Below are 20,344 nucleotides of genomic sequence, written 5' to 3' on the forward strand. Positions count from 1 at the left end.
TCGGCGTTCCGTAGCCCGCCGGTAACCTCCTCTCTTGCCCAGGTGAGGGTGTGACCGGCGCCGAGCATGTCTGGGGTCCAGGGGGCTGCCAGCCCAGTTCGCCCACCTGTATACGCCGCTGTTCGCGCGCAGGCTGCTGGTCGCCGCCGTCGACCTGACCGGTCGCCTGTGCCGACCGGGCTTCTCGCAACTCAGTAGCGTCGCCGAGGAACTGCTGCTCCGGCTTCTCCTGGAGACCACCGAGGCGACCCTCGACATCCACGGGCTGCTGGATGATGGTGTCCAGGAGGCGCTGGGCTCGTTCCGTGAGAACGTGCACGAAGACCTGGACCACGAATCGCTCTACGGGCCCTTCCCTGGACGGGATCGACCAGGCTCCCGCCGCCGCCCTCGTCGGCGCAGCTCCCATGAGCGTGGACGACGGGTTCACACCCTTCAACGCCGAACGTCCGGTCCACCCTTACTCTGCTGGATCCGCCGCTGACGAGGAATGGGGGCCAGCGCCGCGCGGCGGCTGGGGCGCGGCGGCCCCGCGGCCACCGCGCGATCTTCGGGAGTCCACACAACCCCCTTCGATCACGCGGTGGCCGTTCCGTTCCTGCCCGGTCCGACGCGAGATCGCGAAGTCGGACCGGAGTATCAGCTGGTGGAGTTAGCCACGCCGTAAACCGCTCGTCTGATGCGCCGGTAGAGCGCATCAAATCGCGATCACCGTGGATCAGGCGTTTAGCGCTGCAGGGTAAGGACGCCCGGCCGGTACGGCAGTTGGTCGTAGGGGCCGCCGGCGGTGGGCGACTTGCCCTGGTAGAGGAGTTGCAGGTTGCAGGGGTCGATGGTCATGGTCTGGTCGGGGTTGTTGCGGACCAGATCACCGTGGCTGATGTCGTTGGTCCAGGTGGCGCCGCTGTTGGCCTTGCCCGCGAAGGGGTTGCTCTCGGTGGCGGCCTGCGGGGTCCAGGAACCGTTCAGGCTGGTGGCTGTGAACGAGCGGAAGTAGCGCTGCTCACTGGCACCCCGAGCCTCAACGATCATGAGGTACTGGTTCTGGCCCTGGACCTTGTAGACCTGCGGCGCCTCGAACAGGTTCTTCACCGTGTCGCTCATGACCGTCGTGTACGACGAGCCGAAGTTGCCGGGGAAGTTCCCGATCGGCATGCTCGCCCGGTAGATGCTGCCGTTGTCACCGGCGAAGAACAGGTACATGTTCTGGTCGTCGGCGATCAGCGTCTGATCGATCGGGGCGGCGCCCGGGATGCCGCCGGTGAACAGCGGCTGCGGCGCGGACCAGCCGTTGGGGTTGGTGGGATCGCTCGAGGTGCGGTAGATGAAGGGCCACGCACCCCACTGGTACGCCAGCACCCAGATGTTCTTGGGCGCGAAGTAGAACAGCGTGGGCGCCACCGTGGACTGGCTCATCCCGTTCTGGCCGGCCGACGCCATGTCCGACCAGTTCGTGAAGGGCCTGAACGCCATCGAGCCGTACGACGATCCCGATACGTTCGACGCGTAGACCACGTGCTTGCCGTTGTACACCACATTGGTGAAGTCCTTCAGTGAGGCCCACCCGTTCGCCGGCTGCGCCAACGCACCAGTCGACGACCAGCGGTAGGTCGACGGAAGAGCACACGGGCCGCCCGTCGGCGAAGGGGTCGACGTCCCGGACGGGCCGGTCCACTTCTGGTTGCTCCCGGACCCGCAGGAGTACAGCTGGATCTTGGTGCCGTTGGCGGTGGCCGCGCCGACGGCATCGAGGCACAGCCCGGACTGGACGCCGGCGATCGTGCCGTTGGTGTTGATGTTCCACTGCTGGTTGGTGCCGCCGTTGCAGTCCCAGATGACCACCGCGGTGCCGTTGCTGGTGCCCTTGGCCAGAGCGTCCAGGCACTTGTTGCCGTAGATCATCAGTTGCTTGCCGGCGGTGTAGGTCCAGCGCTGGTTGGTCTGTCCGCTGCAGTCCCACAGCTGCGCCTGGGTGCCGTTGGCGGTGGTGGAGCCGTTGATGTCGATACAACGGCCGGAGGGGACGCCCTTGATCTCTCCGGTGCCGGTCTCAGAGCCCGTCCCGCCCGGGGTCGGACCGGGGGCTGCATTGAGGGCGTTCATGACGGCGGTGTAGGCGGCCTTGGGGTTGCCGCTGTTGTCGAACAGCAGGGGGCTGTCGCCGCTGCGCCAGGAGTCGCGGTCACGGATGCCCCATACCGTGATGCCGGTGCACCGGGTCACGGACAGGCAGGCGTTGACCGTGTTCGCGTAGTTCGTTGGCGACGCCTGGGCGATGTCCAGTTCGGTGATCTGGACGTCAACGCCCAAGGCGGCGAAGTTGGACAAGGTGGTTCGGAAGCTGGGCGGCGGGCCGCCGGTGCCGAAGTGGCTCTGGAACCCGACGCAGTCGATCGGGACGCCGCGGGACTTGAAGTCCCGGACCATGCTGTACACGCCCTGGGTCTTGGCGTCCGACCAGTTCTCGATGTTGTAGTCGTTGTAGCAGAGCTTGGCCGAGGAGTCGGCCGCCCGGGCGGTGCGGAACGCTTCCTCGATGAAGCCGTTGCCCAGCACGTTCTGGAACACCGAGCTGCGGTGCTGGGTGGATCCGTCGGCGAACGCCTCGTTCACCACGTCCCAGGCGTAGATCTTGCCTTTGTAGTGGGTCATCTCGGTGGTGATGTGGTTGTTCATCACGCTGCGCAGCGTGTTCGCGTCGCCGATGGAGCTGACCCAGGACGGGAGCTGCGAGTGCCAGACCGTGGTGTGGCCGCGCATGCGCTGGCCGTGTGCCATGGCATGGTTGAGGATCTGGTCGGCGGGGCCGAAGTTGAATTTGCCGCGGGACGGTTCGATGGTGTCCCACTTCATCTCGTTCTCCGGGGTGATCATGTTGAACTCCCGGTCCGAGATCGCGGCGTACGTCGAGTCGCCGAGCCTGCCGGCAGCCACAGCCGTGCCGAAGTACCTGCCCGAGGGGGCCGCCTGCGTACCCAGGTTTGCGGCTCCAGCGGAGGGGAGCAGCGTCACGACACCGGCCACCACCACCGCCGCGGCCGACAGTCCTATCGTCACTGTCCGGCGACGCCGGCCGAGCCGGTGCAGGCCCTTCATGATTCTCCTCGGGGGCCGCGGGTCGCCCTGGGTTCCGTGATCGTGTGCGCATCGGCCGGTACGGCCTGATCCGCCGCGGGGTGGGTGCGGTGCAGGACGTGGGGCCGTCCCTGCGTACCGGTTGCCCGGGGTTCGTGGGTGTGTCGCGTCATCGGAGAGGCTTTCTTCAGGGGATACGTCAACGGGGGAAGTCGGGGAACCTGCCACACCGGCACGTCATGGTGAGCGGCGGGAAAGGCACCCCACGAAGTGGAGGCCTCCGAACTCGCGGTCTCGTAACAGAAAAGTCGCGCCGTCCGGACGATTGCTCAGTGATGCATTTCGCAGGCAAAAAGCGTTACGTCAAGCCCCGCGGTCTGGTCCAGGGCGATTGCGGAGTTTGGTGATCTCGGGTCGGTGCTGGTCAGCTGAGCCCGAGGGGGGTCAGTGGTCGCTCGCAACGCGGCCCACGCCTCACGGCGCCGCTGCACAGGCCGTTGACCTTCGACCAGCTCGCCCCCTGGTCGGTCGAGCGGTACGGCGCCTGACCCTCCTCGGTCCAGACGATCGCGGAGTCGTCCGCCGAGAGCGCGACCTGGCCGCTGTCGGCGCTGCCCACCGGCTCCGACTTGAAGCTGTTCCAGCTGCTGCCGCCGTCGGCGGAGTAGGCGCCGTCCTGCGAGCCGCCACGGCCCAGCAGCAGGGTGCCGTTGTCTGCGGGGTTGATCGCCAGCCGCTCGCCCGCCCCGCGGCCATGTTCGTTGGCGCCCAACTTGAAAGGCAGAGCGGTGCGCTGGAAGGTGCGGCCCCGGTCCGTGGAGCGCAGGAGCTCGGCGTTGCCGGCCCAGTCGTTGGTGTAGGTGCCCGACGCGACGTAGAGCCGGGGGGGTCGACGGGGTCGGTGGCCAGTGAATCGATGCCCAGCAGGTTCCGGTCCTTCTCGTCGACCCAGTCGGTCAGCGGGATCCACTGCTCGGCCGCGGCGTCCCAGCGGTAGGCGCCGCCCATGTCGGTGCGCGCGTACGGCAGACCCTTCTCGCGCGGGTTGAACACCAGCCCGTCGACGTAACCGCCACCCACCACCTGGGCGTTGTTCCAAACATACGGACCGGCCGCAGGCGTGGTCTGCCAGCGTCCGGGTGACGCTGGTGCCCTTGGTGTCGACGGCCTCGGGCCCGAAAGGACACCGAGCTGGGCGAAGTCCTTCGCGGCCATCGGCCTGTGGGCCAAAGAAACGCCGCAGGACACACTCGCGCGGCTCGGAGCCCAAGCGGTTGCGGTGATCAGCCTTCAGGCCGGCACGGCGAGGCAGCCGTCAATGAATATGGGTCGAAGCTGGATTCGGCGCAGCACTCGGCTCACCGCCCGGTTGAGAACGGCGTGGTGCAGGATCGTGCAGGATCACCGGCTTTCACTACGCGACTCGGTCCACAATGCTCCGGGAGCTGTTCTCAAGCCCAGGCCTTGCGCATGATGAAGGAAGCCTGGCCGGCGAAGGCCCGAGTGCCGTCGGAGCCATCGAGCCAGATGCCACCTTCGCGGTGGCGAAGGATCGATCCGGGATAGTTGTGCGCGTGCAGAGTTACCGACCCGGCGACCGCCCCGGGGTGCGGACAGAAGGTGGCGTCTTCACGGAACAGTTCGCTGCCGTCGTTGGTGCTCAGCCGTAGCCGCAGGTCACGATGGCGCAGATAGCGGCCGTCGGCGGCGCGGAAGGTGATGCACCGCGTGTCGGCCAGCCCCCGGATGACCGAGAAGGTGACCCGCTGCCGTGTCTGCGCGCTGCTGGACGCGGAGACTGGGCCGAGCGTCGCGAAGTCGCTGGCATATGTGAGGTACAGGGCGGGCTCGTCCACGGACTCCAGCGACTGTGCGCCCAGCGGAACAGTGCCTGCGGATGGACTCACTGGGGACGGTCCGGCCGGCGTGGTGGTGCGCGATGGGATCGGCGTGGGATTGCCGCCTGTGGGAGCGGCGATGACGCCGGGCACCCGATGCGCCGGTTCGGGCCAGGTCGCGTAGGTGGCGGTCCCGGCGATGAGCACCGCGCCGGTGGCGAGGCCCGCCAGCGGATGAGCGGTCATCGCGTGGAGTTTGCCGATCAGCGAGCTGTGCAGACTGCCTCCCCCCGTCGCCGTGCCGACGGCGACGTGTGCCGTGGCCAGCCCGGCGGCGCTCGCGGCCGTACCCGACAGCAGGCCCTTGGCGGCCAGCGCGGCGATGAGCCCGGCCGGGACCGCCAGCGGCGCGAGGCTGAGGATCAGTAGGTCGGCCGGAACCCGTTCTGTCGTCGTCGCCGTGCATTCCGGGCAGCCGCGGGCGTGCCGCGCGATCCGCTTGCGCCACACCGATGTACGGAGACCGACCCAATCGACGACGGTCTCGTCCAACTGCGGACAGCGCGGGTCGGCCTCCAGCGCGGCGACGATCGTCCGGCTCAGTTCCAGCTGCTCGCGCATGCGTTGCAGGCTCACTCCGACGTGGGCGACCGTGAGCCTCGTCGCTATGGCGATATCGTCACGGCTCAGCGAGCCGGCGCATTCCTGCCACCACAGCGAAAGCAGCACCCGATGGTCCGGGTCGAGCCACCGGCCGGCTTCGACAACCTGACGGCGCTCGTCCGACACATGCAGACGCAGAATCGTCACGTCCTCAGGTTCGGGGCCGGCGTCCGGTATCTGGCGTGCCTCGTCGATGACCGCGGTCCGGCCGGCGAAGGCGCGTTGCCGGTGCCGGTGGGTACTGATCTGGCGGAGCGTGATCGACACCAGCCAGGACCTGAAGCTCTCCGGGGCACGCAGGGCAGGCAGGTCGCGCACCACGCGCAGCAGGGTTTCCTGGACGACGTCGTCGACGTCGGCATGTCCGCTCAGCGCTCGCCCGACGATGTTGTAGAGCAACGGCAGATACGCGGCGATCAGCTCCTCGCACGCCCGATCGTCACCGGCCTGCGCCGCGACAACCAGCCCCGCGTGGTCCGCATCCGTGAGCCTCATTCCCACTCCCTCAGGGGAAAACTGCACCGTGCAGCGGGAGCCGCGGCGACGATGCCCTCGTGTTCCGCACAACTTCTTTTCACGTTCCGACGTACGTCGCCGCCCTGGCCAAGCACCGCAAAGGATGATCTGGCCGAAGAGGTCAACGGCCGCTCCCCAGCTCTTCGGAGCCCTGGGCGGGCGGGAGCGGCGGGCTGCTCCCAGGCGCCCGGAGCGATTCAACGTGTTGTAGTGAAACCTCCCCAGACCGCGCTGGAGCCTGCCGAAGCCCGTGCGTCAACGCGGTAGCTGTCGCGCGTGGCATTGCGCATGCCGGTGGCGTGGTTGTACTGGCCGGCGAATTCGTGCTGCCCGGGCGGCACGGTACGTCCCGGCTTGAGCACCCAGCGGTAGACCAGTGCACCGCCGACCTGCTGGACGGTGACGGTGAAGTCGTCACTGGGCAGGGTCCGCCAGGCGCCGGTGCTCCGCACGCCACCGGTCTGCGCGACGCGCAGTTCGACGGTGAGCGAGGTGAGCTGCTGAATGGTCCTCAGGGTGAGGTTGTTCTGGGCCCAGTAGACGCTGCTGGCCGGATCGATCGAGCCTTCCGACCACAGCGGCCCGTTCTCGACCCGAGTGCCGGCCGACGGAGTCGGGCGCGAGCTGCTCGGAGTTGTGCTCGGAGCGGGAGCGGTGGTGGCATGAGCAGAGGGCGTGGGACTGGGGGTGGCGGTCGGGGACGGGGCGGCGGGAGCGGCGGGGGTGTGCGACGGCGAGGGGGTTCGGACGATGTCGGCGACGGCGAGGCCGCCGGTCGCCAGGATCGCGGCGGCAGCGAGGCCGGCGAGCCCGGCCTTGGGCCACGACCTCGCGATCGAGCGTCTGCGGTGAGGGGCGACAGTGCCGGTTGCGCCGCGTTCCACGCGGGCCAGGATCCTCGCGCGGTCGGGCTGGTGGGCCTCGGCGGCCTCGCGCAGGCGCCGGGTGGTCTCCTCGTTCACCGAATTCTCCTCCCGGTCGACAGTGCCCCGGTCGTTTCCGCGCCCAGTACCCGTTCCAGCTCCGCCATTCCCTTGGACGTCTGGCTCTTCACCGTACCGACCGATATCCCCAGAGCCTCCGCGGTGTCCTTCTCCGACAGGTCGAAGGCGTGGCGCAGGACCACGCATGCCCGCTTGCGGAACGGCAGCCGGGCGAGCGCCGCGCGTACGTCGAGCACGGCCGCCACGTCCGGACCCTGCACCTGCTCCGGGCTGCGGGACCAGAACAGCGCGGTCCGGCGTCGCTCGCGAACCGCGCTGCGGATCCGTTGGCGCGCCATGTTGGCCACCACGCCGCGGCTGTAGGCGAGGGGGTGGTCAGCCTTGCGAAGCCGGTCCCAGCGCTGCCACAGGGCAATCAGGGCGTCCGCAGCAAGGTCGTCGGCCGCGTCCGTCTCGCCGGTCAGGAGGTGGGCGAAACGGGCCAGTTCGGCGTAGTGGCGTTCAAAGAAGTCGTGGAACTCCGTGGACGCGTCATCGAGGAACATCTCCCTCGGTCGCCCTCTCGTTGCAATGTGAGCGTTAACATGACGCCGCAGCGTATCAGCGGACATCACGAATCCGGTCGGCAGGCACCCGGGGCCGGGCCGTGACGGCGGGTGGGTGTCGCGGTTAATGCCGGGCGAACTGGACGCGTGTGGGTTGCACGACGTCCGCCTTCAGCGCGATCCCTTCGACGGTCAGTTGTTCTCGATAGATGTCGGTGACCCTGATCGCCCCACCGCACCCGCTGCCGTCGGTGGAGAGGAAGAAGTTGTAGTCGGTACGCCGCAACTGCCGCCAGCCGGCGGTGGTGCGGACCTCCAGTACCGCTACCGGGTTCCGGTGACCGATCACCTGGATGCCGCACCACCAACGGGTGGACCCAGCCTTGTAACGGATGGAGATCGTGCCCAAGGAGCGAGGGCTCAACAGCGTCCACGTGATCGGGAGCCGGCCGAGTGAGAGATCCGCCAGCTTGGCGAAGGCCTGGTGACTGAGATCGAGTTGCCCAGGTGCACAGGGCAACGGGCATTCGTTGACGATCCGTACCGTGATGGAGGCCCCGTTGGCGGCGCGGACGAGCACATACGCGCCGCATGCCTTGGACGACTCGTAGTCGGTGTGGTTCATCGCCGCGATCATGTGATCGCTGGAGGGGTTGTACAGGCAGGCGCCGGAGCCGTCACCCGCGTCATATGCGGTCGCGACACCGTGGTAGGCGACCGCGGGCTTGATCCGCCCCGCCAACGACGCCACGGCGGACGTCGTGCGTGGGGCGCTGGTGGCCGAGGGCTGCGGAGTACCGCTGGCTGACGGCTTTGGGGTGCCCGTTACCGACGGCTGTGCCGCTGTGGTCGTGGCAGCTGCCGCCGCAGCCGGGGATCCGACCGCAGACGGGACGTCGGCCGAAGTGGCGCCGACGGACGCGGCAGCGGGACGCCCGGCGTCGGCGTCGCTCTCGGGGAGGAACGCAAGGGCCAGACAGGCGAGAACTACGACAGCGACCAGCGCCAACGGAATGCCCACTGTCAGCCCGCGTCTGCGCGGGGACTGCGGAGCGGCGTGCTTCAGAGCCCTCATGACCATCCAATTGGTAGATCGAGTCAACGTTGCAGCACTCAGTTGCCGCAGAAGGCGAAATGGTTGCCGCTTCGCGGCGATGTCGCTCCTGGCCCGTGGGCTGGACGGCGCGGACCGGCTGCCCGCCCCCCAGCCGGGAGTGGCGCTGCGCACGCACAACGGACGGATGACACGGTGGGGGCCTCGGCGCATCCAGGGCGAGCCGGCGCGGCTGGGGCATCCAATGGCGTCGGGCACAGTGTGGAACATCCTCCACGCGGCCGGGATCGACCCGGCACCAAGGCGTCACGGGCCGAGCTGGACAGAACTCTTGACCGCCCCGGCCGAGGGCATCGTGACAGCGGACTTCTTCCACATCGACACGGCGCTGGGCCAACGCCTCTACGCCATGGCCTTCCTGGAACACGCCACCCGCCGACTGCACCTCACGCCCGTGACCGCGCACCCCAGACGACAGTGGGCAGTCCAACAGGCCCGCGAGTTCACCAACGCACTGGCCGATCGCGGCGGACAAATCCGGTTTCTGCTCCGCGATCGGAACACGAAGTACACCGCCTCCTTCGACTCCGTCTTCACCGGCGAGGACGCAGAAGTCCTGCTCAGTGCGCCGCACGTGCCCAAGATGGACGCCGACTGCGAACGGGTGATCGGAACCGTACGCCGCGAAGCCCTCGACCACGTCCTGATCACGAACACGTCCCACGCCACGAGAGTCCTCGCCGACTTCGCGGACCACTACAACCGGCACAGACCGCAGCGATCCCGAGCACAACTACCGCCCGACGCCTCACAACAGACGCCAACAGCCATCAAGATCCACAACCGCCGACTGCTGCGCACCCGCGTACTCGAAGGTGCGATCAACGAGTACCGCTACGCCGCTTGATCTGCAGCGACGAATAGATGAGCCCCACAGGGTCGAGTGCTTACTCAACGACCTCGACGGTCTCCGGTTTAGGAAACGGCATGACGTCCCAGCCCATTGGCCACCCTTGCCAACGTGGCTCTCCAGGAACAGCTTCGAGAATTCGCGGAATGCGCCACATCCACCACTGGCCTGGCTCTTCCTCTCGGTCGGGCCACGCAATCGTGGCCGCACGAAACCGATCATCGAGCCTGTTGAGCTCTGGCCCGCGAATCGCCTGCACTCGTGGGGGCAGGAGCGGCCAGACTCTGCCCAGCGCGCTCCGGCACCAGATGTCATTGGCAAGCTCTGGCGCGCACCATGAATAGCCTTCCTGCATACCCTTCACGACACCGCTCCACTCCGCGAGCAGGGAGTTGAGTGTGCACGACTGCCCGCCGGGCCGACGCCCTGCCCCAGCTGAGACAGCGGCCTGTATACCCTCGTACTCCTCAGTTGTTAGGGGTGACGTCTCGTCGAGAGGGTCAGGTGTTCGATCCATGCATCGACTATCCCAGAGACCTGCACTGAGTTGATGGAGTCAAGCAGCCAGCAACCCCATGCCTGCTGTGCCGCCTTGGATGCCTTGCCACGACGGCCCTTGCTTCCATCCCAGAGTCCGGAGCGCCCCGCCGGAGGCTGTCCGTGCCCTCTCGGCTGGCAATCCGCGCAACCGCCCTTGCCCCAGCCCGGACCTGTGGTTCCCCGCCTTGTGGGCGCGGACGGCGACTGGCGCGGCCAGCCGGTGGCGCAGACATGGAGGCGAGGCCGCGCCGGGCGACGGCCGGCGCCGCCGCGCTGTGCGCGGCCCTTTCTCTCCCTGAGAGAAGACTGCCCTGCAGACCCTGAGAGGCCCGGAGCTACGGGCCGCGGCGAGGGGAGCGAGTTGCCTTGATCTAGTAGAGAAAGTCTGTCCCCACGGTCGCTGCGGCGTCAAAGATCGCCGATGACGGGGACGTCGTGCCCCGGCGATCGTCCGAAATCCGCAGGATGCATGCTCTATCCGTCGAGATACTGAGAATCGAGCGCCCCGTCACTGAAGGAGGTGTGTTCGTGGAGGATCCGGCGTTCACGGTGCGGCTGACCGAATCGGGCGACGGTGGAGAAGATGCTCTGCGCGCGGTCAGGGCACTGACCGGGCTTAGCCTGTTTCATAGCAAGCTCCTTCTGAAGAGTGCGCCCGCGACGGTTTTGAAGGGCATCCCGTTCGACGCGGCCACCGATGCAGTACGGCGGCTGCAGCAGGCCGGTGTACATGCGACGGCCCAATGCACCTGGTGCGACCGGACAATGCCCGGCGACGGCAGACTGCTCGACCCGAGCCCCTGTGCGTCCCGCTTCTGGCCGGCCGCCCACTGCCGCGCGAACTCCCTCATCACTTGTGACTGCGACTTCTGCACCACATACGGGCCTCTGGTCACAGGTGACCGCCCCACCCGCTGACACCGCGGCGGCATACAAGCTGATGACGTTTCCCGTGGATCGGCTACGACTTCCGCTTCCGTGAGGCTCAGAGCCGTGTGGGGAGCCGGAACGAGGCACCACCTACTGCAGTTCCCCAAGCTTGACGGCGGAGACCCGCCGGATGCATCCGGCGGGTCCTCACCTCTCACACACGTCTCACCAACAAGACCACCGCTCCTGGACCACAAGGCCTCGACCTGGCACTACGCCACTTCCCTGTACCAAGTGGACGCCCATGGGCGGTCTCTACGACCTGTGCCAGGCGGGATCGTCGTCGCAGCTCCAAGTCAGTGGCCTCCACCCCGCGCGGCAGGTCCCGCTACTCGCAGTCGGATGCCTGGGCGCCAGGACTACGCAGGTGTCCATGCCAGCGGGCTGAACATCAGCGGTTCCCCGCGCTGGTGCGAAAGCCTGGCCTGCAGCAATACGCACCGCCACAACCGCAGGAGCATCCTGAAGACCACGCCGCCCAGAGCCGATTGAACCCACCGCTGCCGGCCGGGCCTAGGGGACACCGCACTGCGACCACCACTGCGACCACCCGACCCCGAAACGCGGAAAAGACCGCCTTCGCATTTCTGCGAAAACGGCCTCCGACCTGCGAAAACGCTGGTCGGGACGACAGGATTTGAACCTGCGACCCCTTGACCCCCAGCATTTAGGCCGGGGAGCGGCGTGCTCCGGGATGTTATTCGAGGTCACCACAAAGCCCACTCGGCCGAGTAAAGGAGTCTCACGTTTCGACCCCTACACGGTCACGAACCTGAGGCATCCCCGACTCCTCTTCGTCCTACATTTTGGCACCCTCAAGGCCGACCCACCAGAGTTGCTCAGGCCGGCAAGGAGCAGGTAGTAGGTGTGACCACCGCGTCGCGGAACGCCGGTCTATCCCTTCGGCGAGTGGGGAGCAGTGATTGGCTGCAGGTAGGCGCCGTCTGCGAGAAATCGAGTACTTCCACGGATTCGGGCATGCCCTCCTCCCCCACTGAACGGCACCCGAGGCAACGGCCACGCGGACAGCCCATCCGGCCAGCGCAGTTGAGCGGCACCCCAGCATCGGTCGTGCCGGTGGCGTGCTGCCACACCAGGTCCTGCTCAGCGCCGGCGACCTGTTCGGAAGTGTCCGACGAGGCACGCCGTTGCAATACGAGGAGCTGTCCGCGAGTCTGGATTCGCCGGGCGGCGCCGTGCCCGTACGACTGCAAGCCCGCACCGTCATGGTGATCTCTGGCCGGGTTCTCTACCCGATCCGCTACGCCAAGACGAACGTCCCCGTGACCACAGCCAGGCGCAGGCCCCTCTCCCCCGGTTCGGGGGAGAGGTCTTTTCGGACGGATGCCGACCCTGCGGGCATCCGCACGTCCTGACGGCCGGTGCAGCGCCTGCCGCTGCACCCCCATGGGAAGGGGACAGAACGGCAGGCCGGGGCTCAGTCGGCGAGAGCAACAGCGTTCTCCGCGATGGCCTCGGTGCGGGGCTCTGCGATCCGTAGGTAGTCGCTCACGTCCAGTGCCACGGACAGGTTCAGATCGGCTGCGTTGAAGAAGATCTCTTCGTGTTCCAGCAGAGCCGGGTCGACGACGAGTTCCAGCGCCGGATCGAAGGCGAAAGGCACGATGGCGCCGCTGACACAACCGGACAGGCGCTCAGCGGTGGCGCGGTCGGCGAAGGACGCGTGCCGAGCCTCCCACAGCTCCTGGATCCTGCCCAGGTTGACCCGGCGGTCACCGGGCACCACGGCCAGGACGTAGTGAGAACTCTTCTTGGTCACCTTCACTCGCACAACGATGCACTTCGCTGCCTGCCCCACCGGGTGCCCGCGCAGGGCGCTCACCACGTCGGTTCTGCCTTCAGGGGCGTGCTCGATCTGCCGGAAGCGGGCGCCGTGGTGGGTGAGAAGGTCGAGGAGGCGAGCACGCGCCGTGCGGTCGGCGGGCGCAGCTTGGATCAATGTGTCGCTCATCCCCAAACCATCGCGGAATCCGATTGGTTGTCGGCAAAGCCGAAAACGCCTGGCGCAACGGTCGGATCGGGCAGACGGCTGCGGGGTCACGCGGTCCACTCGAACTGCGGCACACCCCGGCTCGCTCGCGACAGTGTTCGCGGTCGCTGCGGCCCGCCCGGCAACGACGAGCATGTGCGAGGTCTCCCCCACTCGCGTGCGCATCCCGCATTCGGACTGGGACGACCCGACCGTGCGCGAAGCGGTCGACCGCATCTTCCTCAAGACGGGGCCGGCTCTCCCGATCCGATGCAGGTCGGTGCCCTCGCCTGATCGGTCACCGTGTCGCTCGCTCCGACCTCCGGAACGGACCCTCTCGCCGCGCGGACGGCACGCCACTATTCAACCGATTGGTTGACAAGCCAGGACTCCGACCCTATGGTTATTTAACCAATTGGTTGAGTATGAGAGGTGCTAGGTGCCCGACGACCGGCTGTCGCTGGTGTTCTCCGCACTGGCCGACCCCACTCGGCGCGACATCGTGGCCCGGCTCGCCGCCGGGGACGCCACGGTCAACGAACTGGCCGAGCCGTACGACGTCACGGTGCAGGCCGTGTCCAAGCACATCAAGGTCCTGGAGGACGCAGGTCTGGTCAGTCGCAGCAGAGACGCCCAGCGGCGGCCCTGCCACCTCGAGACAAAGGTCTTCGACCTGATGACGAAGTGGATCGAGCGTTATCGGCGCGAGGCGGAGGACCGTTTCCGCCGTCTCGATGCCCTCCTTGAACAGATGGGCGAGCAGCCGGCGACGGGCACCCCGACGAAAGAGGCGGCATCATGAGCACCACCGACACGCACCACGGCAACGAGACGCGGATCGTGGCCGACCCCGATCTGCCCACCATCCTGATCATCCGAGAGTTCGACGCTCCGCCGGATCGCGTGTTCCGGGCGTACACCGACCCCGATCTGGTCGTCCAGTGGCTCGGCCCTCGTCGGCTCACGATGCGGATCGACCAGTACGACGCGCGCAGCGGTGGCTCCTATCGCTATGTGCATCGCGACGACGACGGAACCGAGTACGGCTTCCACGGAGTGTTCCACGAGGTGCGCCCCAACGAACGGATCGTGCAGACCTTCACCTACGAGGGCTTTCCGGACGGCGTCAGCCTGGAGACGGCCGTCTTCGAGGACCTCGGTGGTCGCACCCTGGTCACCGGCAAGTCGCTCATGGACTCCATCGAAGCCCGCGATTCGATGCTCAAGAGCGGCATGGATTACGGCGTCCGCGATGGCCACGAGCGGCTTGACGAGCTGCTCGGCGGCCAACAGGGCAACGGCGTCGACCGACACACCGAGACGGGATCTTGATCGTGACGAGAACAGCAGCCGATGAGCACCGCACCGTGGCACGCGTATTCACCGACCGCGTACGCGGCACGGATCCAGAGGCATGGGACAACCCGGCGCCCTGCGAGGGGTGGGCTGCCCGGGACGTTGTCCGTCACCTCGTCGAGTGGTTCCCCGCCTTCCTGAAAGCCGGCGCCGGGGTCGAACTGCCGAAAGGGCCCTCGGTGGACGACGACCCGGTGGCCGCCTGGGTGGTGCACCGCGATGGAGTGCAGGCCCTCCTCGACGATCCAGCCACCGCACACAAGCTGCTGTCGAACCCGCACATCGGAGAGATCCCACTGGCCCAGGCGGTCGACCAGTTCTACACCCCTGATGTCTTCATGCACACCTGGGACCTGGCACGGGCCACCGGCCAGGACGAAAACCTCGATCCCGCCAAATGCGCCCAGTTGCTCGACGGGATGCTGCCGCTCGACGATGTGCTCCGAGCGAGCGGGCAGTACGGGCCGCGGGTCAAGGTGCCGGAGGGAGCCGATGTCCGGACTCGCTTGCTCGCCTTCATCGGCCGCAAGCCCTGACGAGCCGGAAGACACCGTCGGCGGGGTCAGCGCAGGACATCGCTGGTGCGGTGCAGGTACACCCGCTCGGCGTCGTCGTCGGTGTGTTCCGCCGCCTGTCGTGCGCTTGTGCCGCCGCCGTCGTGCGGCTGAGGCGGCGGAGCAGGTCGACGCGGGCGGCGTGGAAGACGTGGTAGCCGTCCATGTCCAGGGCCTCGACCAGGAGCAGCAGCCCCGCCGCCAGGCCCGCGGACTCCGCCACGACGACCGTGCGGTTGGGGCGACCACCGGGGTCGGGGTCGATCAATGAGTGGGTAAGGCCCGGCCGGTCAGGCAACGGGACGAAGGGTCGCCGTGGTCAGTGATGCCGACCACATATATTCGCGGTGCCGGTCAAGCGCCTTTGAGGTCGTCTCGTTTGGTGCTGAAGTGACTGGAGTTGGGCTCGATCGGTCAGGTGTTCAGGGGCAGGCAGTGCCGTTGAGGGGCGACTTGGACATCGTTTCTTATGGTGGTTGTTGACGTCCGGGCAGGGATACTGCTGTGGTGCTGTTGACGTGGATCTCTGAGGTAGCGGACGAGCCCCTGGTGCTTGAGCCGACCGACCGGCGGGTGGAGTGGGAGACCAACACCTGGTGGCTGAGTGCGGCGGACGGGGACAGGGAATCGCTGTCCGTTTCCGAGGTGGTGGCTGCCTTCGAGCGGACTGCTCTAGCCATCCGGGGCCGCGTTCGCGAGCTGGGCTTTCCCGGGGTGGCGACGTTCTATGTGTGGCACGACGAGCAGGCCGGGCAGCTCCGGTGCTCGACTGCTTCTGTGCCCCCGGACGCATTGCCTTTTAGCGGTACGTATGTGGCTTGCGACGATCTCGGTCCGGTGGTCGAGGGGTTTCTGACCGAAAGTGAGCCAGGTGTCATCGCCTGGGCAGATCTGGACGATGCGCAGAGCCACTCGAAGCAGTCCGAGATCGAACCAGAGACCGCGCCCTTCCCTGTCTGGGTCAGTATCGTCGGCGCCTCACACTGACTGGTTCTGTCCGTTCACACGGATACTGACTTCGGCGTTTCAGGGTGACGGTGGTGGGAGGTCGAGGGAGAGTCCGGTCGCGGCGATGAAGCCGTTGAGGATGTCGGGGCGGTACTGCAGTTGTTTGAGTCGGTTGCGGACTCAGGTTTCGAGGCGGCCGAGGGCGACGCTGGCGAGGTTCGCGAGGCTGCGTTTCACGTGGGCCCACAGGTATTCGACCGCGTTCAGCTCCGGTGCGTAGGCGGGCAGCGTGCACACCGTCAGCCAGTCGCGCGCGTTGATCAGATCGCGCATGGTGTGGGAGACGTGGGTGTTCAGCCGGTCCCACACGAGCACGAGCGGCGCTTTGGCCAGCTGGTGCATTCCGTCGATCAGGTCGATGTAGTCGCGTTCGGACAGGCTGCGGCGCTCGCCCTTGCGCCCGGTGTGGCGCCGCAGCCGGTGGCACAGGTGGGTTCGCGAGCCCGGGCGCATCGCGAGCAGCCCGGCGACCGAGACCCTCCCCGAGCCGCGACCGCTGACTTTCACGACCGGGGTGATCCCGTGCCGTCCCCAGGTGCGTCCGGTCGGCGGCCGGCGGGTGAACCCGGCTTCGTCCTCGAAGCAGATCCAGCCCCGGCAGGCCGCCCGGGTGGTTTTACCTGCTCCCAGGTCGCCTCCTTCCACGCCGTGACGGCCTGCTCGTCGCGTTCCGCGGCCTGCCGCGTCGGCATCTGCGGGGTGAAGCCGAGCCTGCGCATCAGCCGGGTGGACCCCGAGACGCTGTAGGAGACGTGGAACTTCCTGCCGATCAGCGTGGCCACCCGCGCGCCGGTCCAGACCTGGTCCTGGTCCCAACCGTGTGCGGCCGGCCCCTCCTCGAGGTACCCGGCCAGCTTCTCCTGGCACCGCACCGCACCGACAGCTTGCAGCGCTGCCCGACCGGTCCGCACGAGGCCAGCGCCGCAGCACCGCCCTGACGCCAGGCCTGTTGCCACTGGTAGGCCGACTTCGAGCTCACCCGCAGCCGGCGGCCCACCTCGAGAGGACTGATCCCCTCGGCGAACAACCCGGCGGCCTCCAACCGCACCGCCTCACGGCGTTGACGGCCCATCGCCGTCAACCCGCCTCCATCCGCATACCGCATAGAGACGGCATACCGCGCATATGACCATCAGTCAGCCACAGAAACTGGCCAACCACCTCAAACCGCCGAAGTCAGTAACCCCGTCTGTGGTGGGAAGGCGCAATGGCCGCCCCGACTTTCGGGGGTTGGGATTGTGCCTTCCCACCAGACAGCCTCGGCCGTCGATATCCTGGCCGAACCACTGGTGCGCCAGGTGAGTTCGAGGGGGTCGGACAGCGTGGTCACGGTTTTGTTCGTGCATGGCACGGGGGTTCGCGAGCCGTCCTACACCGTTGCGCTGGAGGCGATACGCGCCCGTCTCGTGCGGGTCCGGCCCGATGTGCGGGTGGAGCCGTGCGACTGGGGGTCCGCGCTGGGGTCGTATCTGCGGGCCGGCGGCGTTTCGATTCCCGGGTATCCGGAGTACGCGGCAGCGGCTGGCGGGCGGAAAGCGCAGGAGTCCGGCGGCCCCGGGGAGGACGAGGACCGGGCGCGCTGGGCGATGCTGTACGCCGATCCGTTCGCCGAGCTCGGCGTCTACGCGCTCGCGGAGCGCCCGTCCAGCGGCGGCCCCGTCGGTTTCACGCCAGGTGTGGCGTCCGGCGGCGATGAACTGCTGGCGTTACTGGCGGGGCTGGAGACGTCGGCAGCGGTGCGCGGGGCCTGGGCCGCCGTCGGTCCCGAACCCTCGGTGGCCGGCGCGGTCGCGGCGCTGCTGGCCGCTCCTGAGCTGCGGCGGGCGCTGGTCGCGGCGCCCGCCGAGGGGGACGCGCTGCCCCGGCTGATCGCGCGGGCGCTGACGGCCTGGGCGCTGGCGCACCCGGCCCGGGAGGCCGGCGCCGTGCCGGTCGCGGCGCGGGACGATCTGGTGGAGGTCTGCACGAGCGAACTGGGCGGTGATGTAAGGGGGTTGAGCGAGGCGCTGGTCTCGGCGCTCGGGTTCTCCGCCCGGCTCTTCGAGCGCTCGCTGGGCTCCCGGCTGGTGGTCTCCCGGCGGGCCGCGCTCAGTGGTCGTTCGGTGGGCTTCCTGGGCGACATCGTGAGCTATCTGACGCGCGGTCAGGCGGTACGTGACCTGGTGGCCGACACCATCCGCGCGCTGCCCGACCATGGGCCGGTCGTCGTACTCGGCCACAGTCTCGGCGGGATCATCGCCGTGGACCTGCTGGCCGGCCCGCGGCCGGACGTAGCGGTGGAGATGCTGGTGACGGTCGGTTCGCAGGCGCCGCTGCTGTACGAACTGGACGCGCTGCCGTCCCTTCCGTACGGAACCGTGCTGCCGGAGACGTTTCCCCGGTGGCTCAATGTCTACGACCGCCGTGACCTGCTCTCCTACCTCGCTGCCGAGGCCTTCGGCCATGACCCGCGGATCACCGATCTGCCGGTGGACAACCGGCAGCCGGTCTCCGCGGCGCACAGCGCGTACTGGGCCAATGACCATTTCTACCGGGCGCTTTCCGAAACGCTTCCCGGTTGATCGGGGAAGCCCTTAATCTGGGCCTTCATCGTGGTTCGGGCACATGTCACGGTGCGAGGGGGGACGCGCGTGGCCACGGGAGGGTTTGATGCCGTACAGCATCGGGTCCTGCGCGCGGTGATCAAGGCTCTGGAAGATCCGGCGGTGCGGCTCATCAACGACAGCAGCCGGGACCTGTGGCGCCAGATGATCCATCTGCACATCCCCGGCCTGACCGCCGTCAATTTCGCTGTACCGCGGCAGGAATTCGTCAGTGTCGTGTACGCCTGCGCGGCGCTGGACGACGGTATGGACCGGCTGGTGGAGGCCACCTGCCTGGTGACGCCCGCGCTGGAACCTCCGCTGCAACTGCTGCTGGCCGAGTGGAAGGCGCGGCTGGCGTTCCCCGGGCCCGACTGGCGGCCGTTGCGCCGGGTGCTGGAAGTCCAGATGGCCGAGCTCGGGGCGTTGGTGGACCGGGCCACGGACGGCCTGGTGTCGTTGCCCGAACACTGCGCCACCCCGTGGCAGGCCTTTGTGCATCTCGCCGACCAGAACGGCCGTCCGAGCGGGCTGCTGCCCGCCATGGCCTTCCTGGAGCACTTGGCACACTGCCCCGAAGTTGCCTCGGGCCTGGGGGAGCTGCGCGCCTGGAACGATCACTTCTCGCAGGAGTGGCATCTGCTGGAGCCGCTCGCGGCACTGCGGACCGCCCTTGGCGACGGCCCCGCCGCCCCGGAGGCCGGGCCCGCCGGCCACCCGCAGCCGGCTCCCCCCGTCAGGCCGCTGATCAGGACCTATGTCAAGGTCGAGCCGGACCGCACGCCGCACGGAGGGGTGGGCAGACGCCGGACCGGTCGAGCGCAGCGCTACTACCTCTCCGCCTGTGTGAAGTATGCCGAGTCCAACGCACTACACCAGGACTCCCGCACCGAGCCCCGAGAAGCTGTAACGCGAACCCAACTACCGTCGGCTATGGCAGAGTTTCTCACCCATATGACTCATTTACGTCACTCCCGCGCCGAGAACGCCGCCCTGGAGATCTTCCTCCCGGCGGAGCTTCTCAACGAGCCCGTGGAGTGGTGGGACCGTGATCCGTCGCTGGGCTTCCCCAACTCCCTGCTGAGCCGCTACCGGGAGATCCGGCTGCACAGTCTGGAGCGGGTGCAGCGTCTCGCCTTCCACAACGCATGGCGGGCCCGCTGGGCGCACTGGAGCGTCGGCGAGGGGCCGGGACTGGTGCATGAATGCGATCCGGAGGGGCTGACGGACGCCGAACACCTCGCCCGGCTGGACGCGAAGATCGGGCGGGACGACGATGTGGTCGGCCTGGTGCTCAGCCGGCCGCCGCACCGTGACAGCGAGTTGGGGTTGCGGGAGATGAGTCTCGCCCTCGACCTCGGGGTACCCATAGTGGTGTATCACCGCGACGACCCCGCGTCGGAGGTGTTTCGCAGCATGATCCGTGAGAGCTTGGCCAATGAAGGGCTGGCGGGTCTCCCCGAGCGTGCACAACAGTGGAAATCCGATGTTGCCGTCCATGCCACCGCCGCAAGTGAGGCAAGCGCGATACACGACCGGGACGTTGACGCCATCCGGTCGTTGAGCATGATCTGGGACGATCCCGAACATCTTCTCGAGGGCGGGCAGAGCGCTCCCGCCACGTTCTTAGGGGGGGCCGAGTGAACGCGGCGCACTACGGCGGGCCGCTCTACCGGGGAACCGGAGAGCTGTTACCGGACATGCCGTACGAGGAACGGAGCTGGCCCGAGGGTCCGCCCTGGCGCAGCTTCCGCGGCGCGGTCACCATGCCGGAGCCGCCCGCCGACGACGAGGCCGACCGCCGGCTGGGCCCGCCCGGACGGCCGCGTACCCCGCGCG

15 protein-coding genes and 2 pseudogenes are annotated in these 20,344 nt (G+C 67.9%); 8 read left to right on the plus strand and 9 right to left on the minus strand.

The genetic code is table 11. The annotated features are described in order from the left end of the window. Positions 1-726: 726 nt before the first annotated feature. From AC07DC_RS05005 to AC07DC_RS05030, 6 genes and pseudogenes are all read right to left on the minus strand, one after another. Complete coding sequence (locus AC07DC_RS05005) at positions 727-3,096, minus strand: non-reducing end alpha-L-arabinofuranosidase family hydrolase (RefSeq protein WP_478911894.1); 2,370 nt, start codon at positions 3,094-3,096, stop codon at positions 727-729. Between the two features lie 460 nt (positions 3,097-3,556). After that, positions 3,557-4,203: pseudogene (locus AC07DC_RS05010) on the minus strand (carbohydrate-binding protein); the annotation flags it as partial. A 323-nt stretch (positions 4,204-4,526) separates the two neighbouring features. Continuing rightward, positions 4,527-6,071, minus strand: coding sequence for a sigma-70 family RNA polymerase sigma factor (locus AC07DC_RS05015; protein ID WP_478911896.1), 1,545 nt, complete (start codon positions 6,069-6,071; stop codon positions 4,527-4,529). Positions 6,072-6,289: 218 nt separating this feature from the next. Then, positions 6,290-7,054, minus strand: coding sequence for a hypothetical protein (locus AC07DC_RS05020; RefSeq protein WP_478911897.1), 765 nt, complete (start codon positions 7,052-7,054; stop codon positions 6,290-6,292). After that, on the minus strand, positions 7,051-7,581 hold the full coding sequence (locus AC07DC_RS05025; protein ID WP_478911899.1) for a SigE family RNA polymerase sigma factor: 531 nt from the start codon (positions 7,579-7,581) through the stop codon (positions 7,051-7,053). The genes AC07DC_RS05020 and AC07DC_RS05025 overlap by 4 nt, the downstream gene beginning before the upstream one ends. A gap of 124 nt (positions 7,582-7,705) precedes the next feature. Beyond that, a complete protein-coding gene (locus AC07DC_RS05030; protein ID WP_478911901.1) occupies positions 7,706-8,332 on the minus strand; it encodes an expansin EXLX1 family cellulose-binding protein in 627 nt (208 codons plus the stop codon). Between the two features lie 634 nt (positions 8,333-8,966). Here AC07DC_RS05030 and AC07DC_RS05035 point away from each other — a divergent pair. After that, the gene (locus tag AC07DC_RS05035; protein ID WP_478911903.1) at positions 8,967-9,542 is read left to right on the plus strand and encodes an integrase core domain-containing protein; all 576 of its coding nucleotides are present in this window, start codon (positions 8,967-8,969) and stop codon (positions 9,540-9,542) included. A gap of 1,071 nt (positions 9,543-10,613) precedes the next feature. Beyond that, entirely contained in the window at positions 10,614-11,003 is a 390-nt protein-coding gene (locus tag AC07DC_RS05040) for a ribosomal protein L7/L12 (RefSeq protein ID WP_478911905.1), read from the plus strand. A 1,450-nt stretch (positions 11,004-12,453) separates the two neighbouring features. On the opposite strand, the gene AC07DC_RS05045 is transcribed toward AC07DC_RS05040, so the two are convergent. After that, complete coding sequence (locus tag AC07DC_RS05045; protein ID WP_478911907.1) at positions 12,454-12,987, minus strand: YbaK/EbsC family protein; 534 nt, start codon at positions 12,985-12,987, stop codon at positions 12,454-12,456. A gap of 457 nt (positions 12,988-13,444) precedes the next feature. Here AC07DC_RS05045 and AC07DC_RS05050 point away from each other — a divergent pair, with 457 nt between their 5' ends. From AC07DC_RS05050 to AC07DC_RS05060, 3 genes are read left to right on the plus strand one after another with little or no spacing between them, the layout of a single operon-like run. Then, on the plus strand, positions 13,445-13,807 hold the full coding sequence (locus AC07DC_RS05050; protein ID WP_478911909.1) for an ArsR/SmtB family transcription factor: 363 nt from the start codon (positions 13,445-13,447) through the stop codon (positions 13,805-13,807). Continuing rightward, positions 13,804-14,337 (plus strand): SRPBCC family protein, encoded by a 534-nt coding sequence (locus AC07DC_RS05055; RefSeq protein ID WP_478911911.1) that lies wholly within the window; start codon positions 13,804-13,806, stop codon positions 14,335-14,337. Before AC07DC_RS05050 ends, AC07DC_RS05055 begins: the two co-directional genes overlap by 4 nt. Positions 14,338-14,339: 2 nt before the next feature. Further along, a complete protein-coding gene (locus AC07DC_RS05060; protein WP_478911913.1) occupies positions 14,340-14,897 on the plus strand; it encodes a TIGR03086 family metal-binding protein in 558 nt (185 codons plus the stop codon). Here the strand turns inward: AC07DC_RS05060 and AC07DC_RS05065 are convergent. Further along, the gene (locus AC07DC_RS05065; RefSeq protein ID WP_478911915.1) at positions 14,878-15,213 is read right to left on the minus strand and encodes a hypothetical protein; all 336 of its coding nucleotides are present in this window, start codon (positions 15,211-15,213) and stop codon (positions 14,878-14,880) included. The genes AC07DC_RS05060 and AC07DC_RS05065 overlap by 20 nt on opposite strands. Before the next feature lie 206 nt (positions 15,214-15,419). On the opposite strand from AC07DC_RS05065, the gene AC07DC_RS05070 reads away from it, so the two are divergent. Next, positions 15,420-15,902: a hypothetical protein gene (locus tag AC07DC_RS05070; RefSeq protein ID WP_478911917.1), complete on the plus strand. Its 483-nt coding sequence runs from the start codon at positions 15,420-15,422 to the stop codon at positions 15,900-15,902. Between the two features lie 39 nt (positions 15,903-15,941). On the opposite strand, the pseudogene AC07DC_RS05075 reads toward AC07DC_RS05070, so the two are convergent. After that, positions 15,942-17,028: pseudogene (locus AC07DC_RS05075) on the minus strand (IS630 family transposase). 235 nt (positions 17,029-17,263) lie between these two features. Between AC07DC_RS05075 and AC07DC_RS05080 the strand changes: the two are divergent. Together AC07DC_RS05080 and AC07DC_RS05085 are read left to right on the plus strand one after the other, a co-directional pair. Then, complete coding sequence (locus tag AC07DC_RS05080) at positions 17,264-18,484, plus strand: alpha/beta fold hydrolase (RefSeq protein WP_478911919.1); 1,221 nt, start codon at positions 17,264-17,266, stop codon at positions 18,482-18,484. Positions 18,485-18,553: 69 nt separating this feature from the next. Further along, complete coding sequence (locus AC07DC_RS05085; protein WP_478911921.1) at positions 18,554-20,149, plus strand: VMAP-C domain-containing protein; 1,596 nt, start codon at positions 18,554-18,556, stop codon at positions 20,147-20,149. The last annotated feature ends 195 nt before the right edge of the window (positions 20,150-20,344 follow it).

This window comes from Streptomyces sp. NPDC045021 (assembly GCF_056432645.1).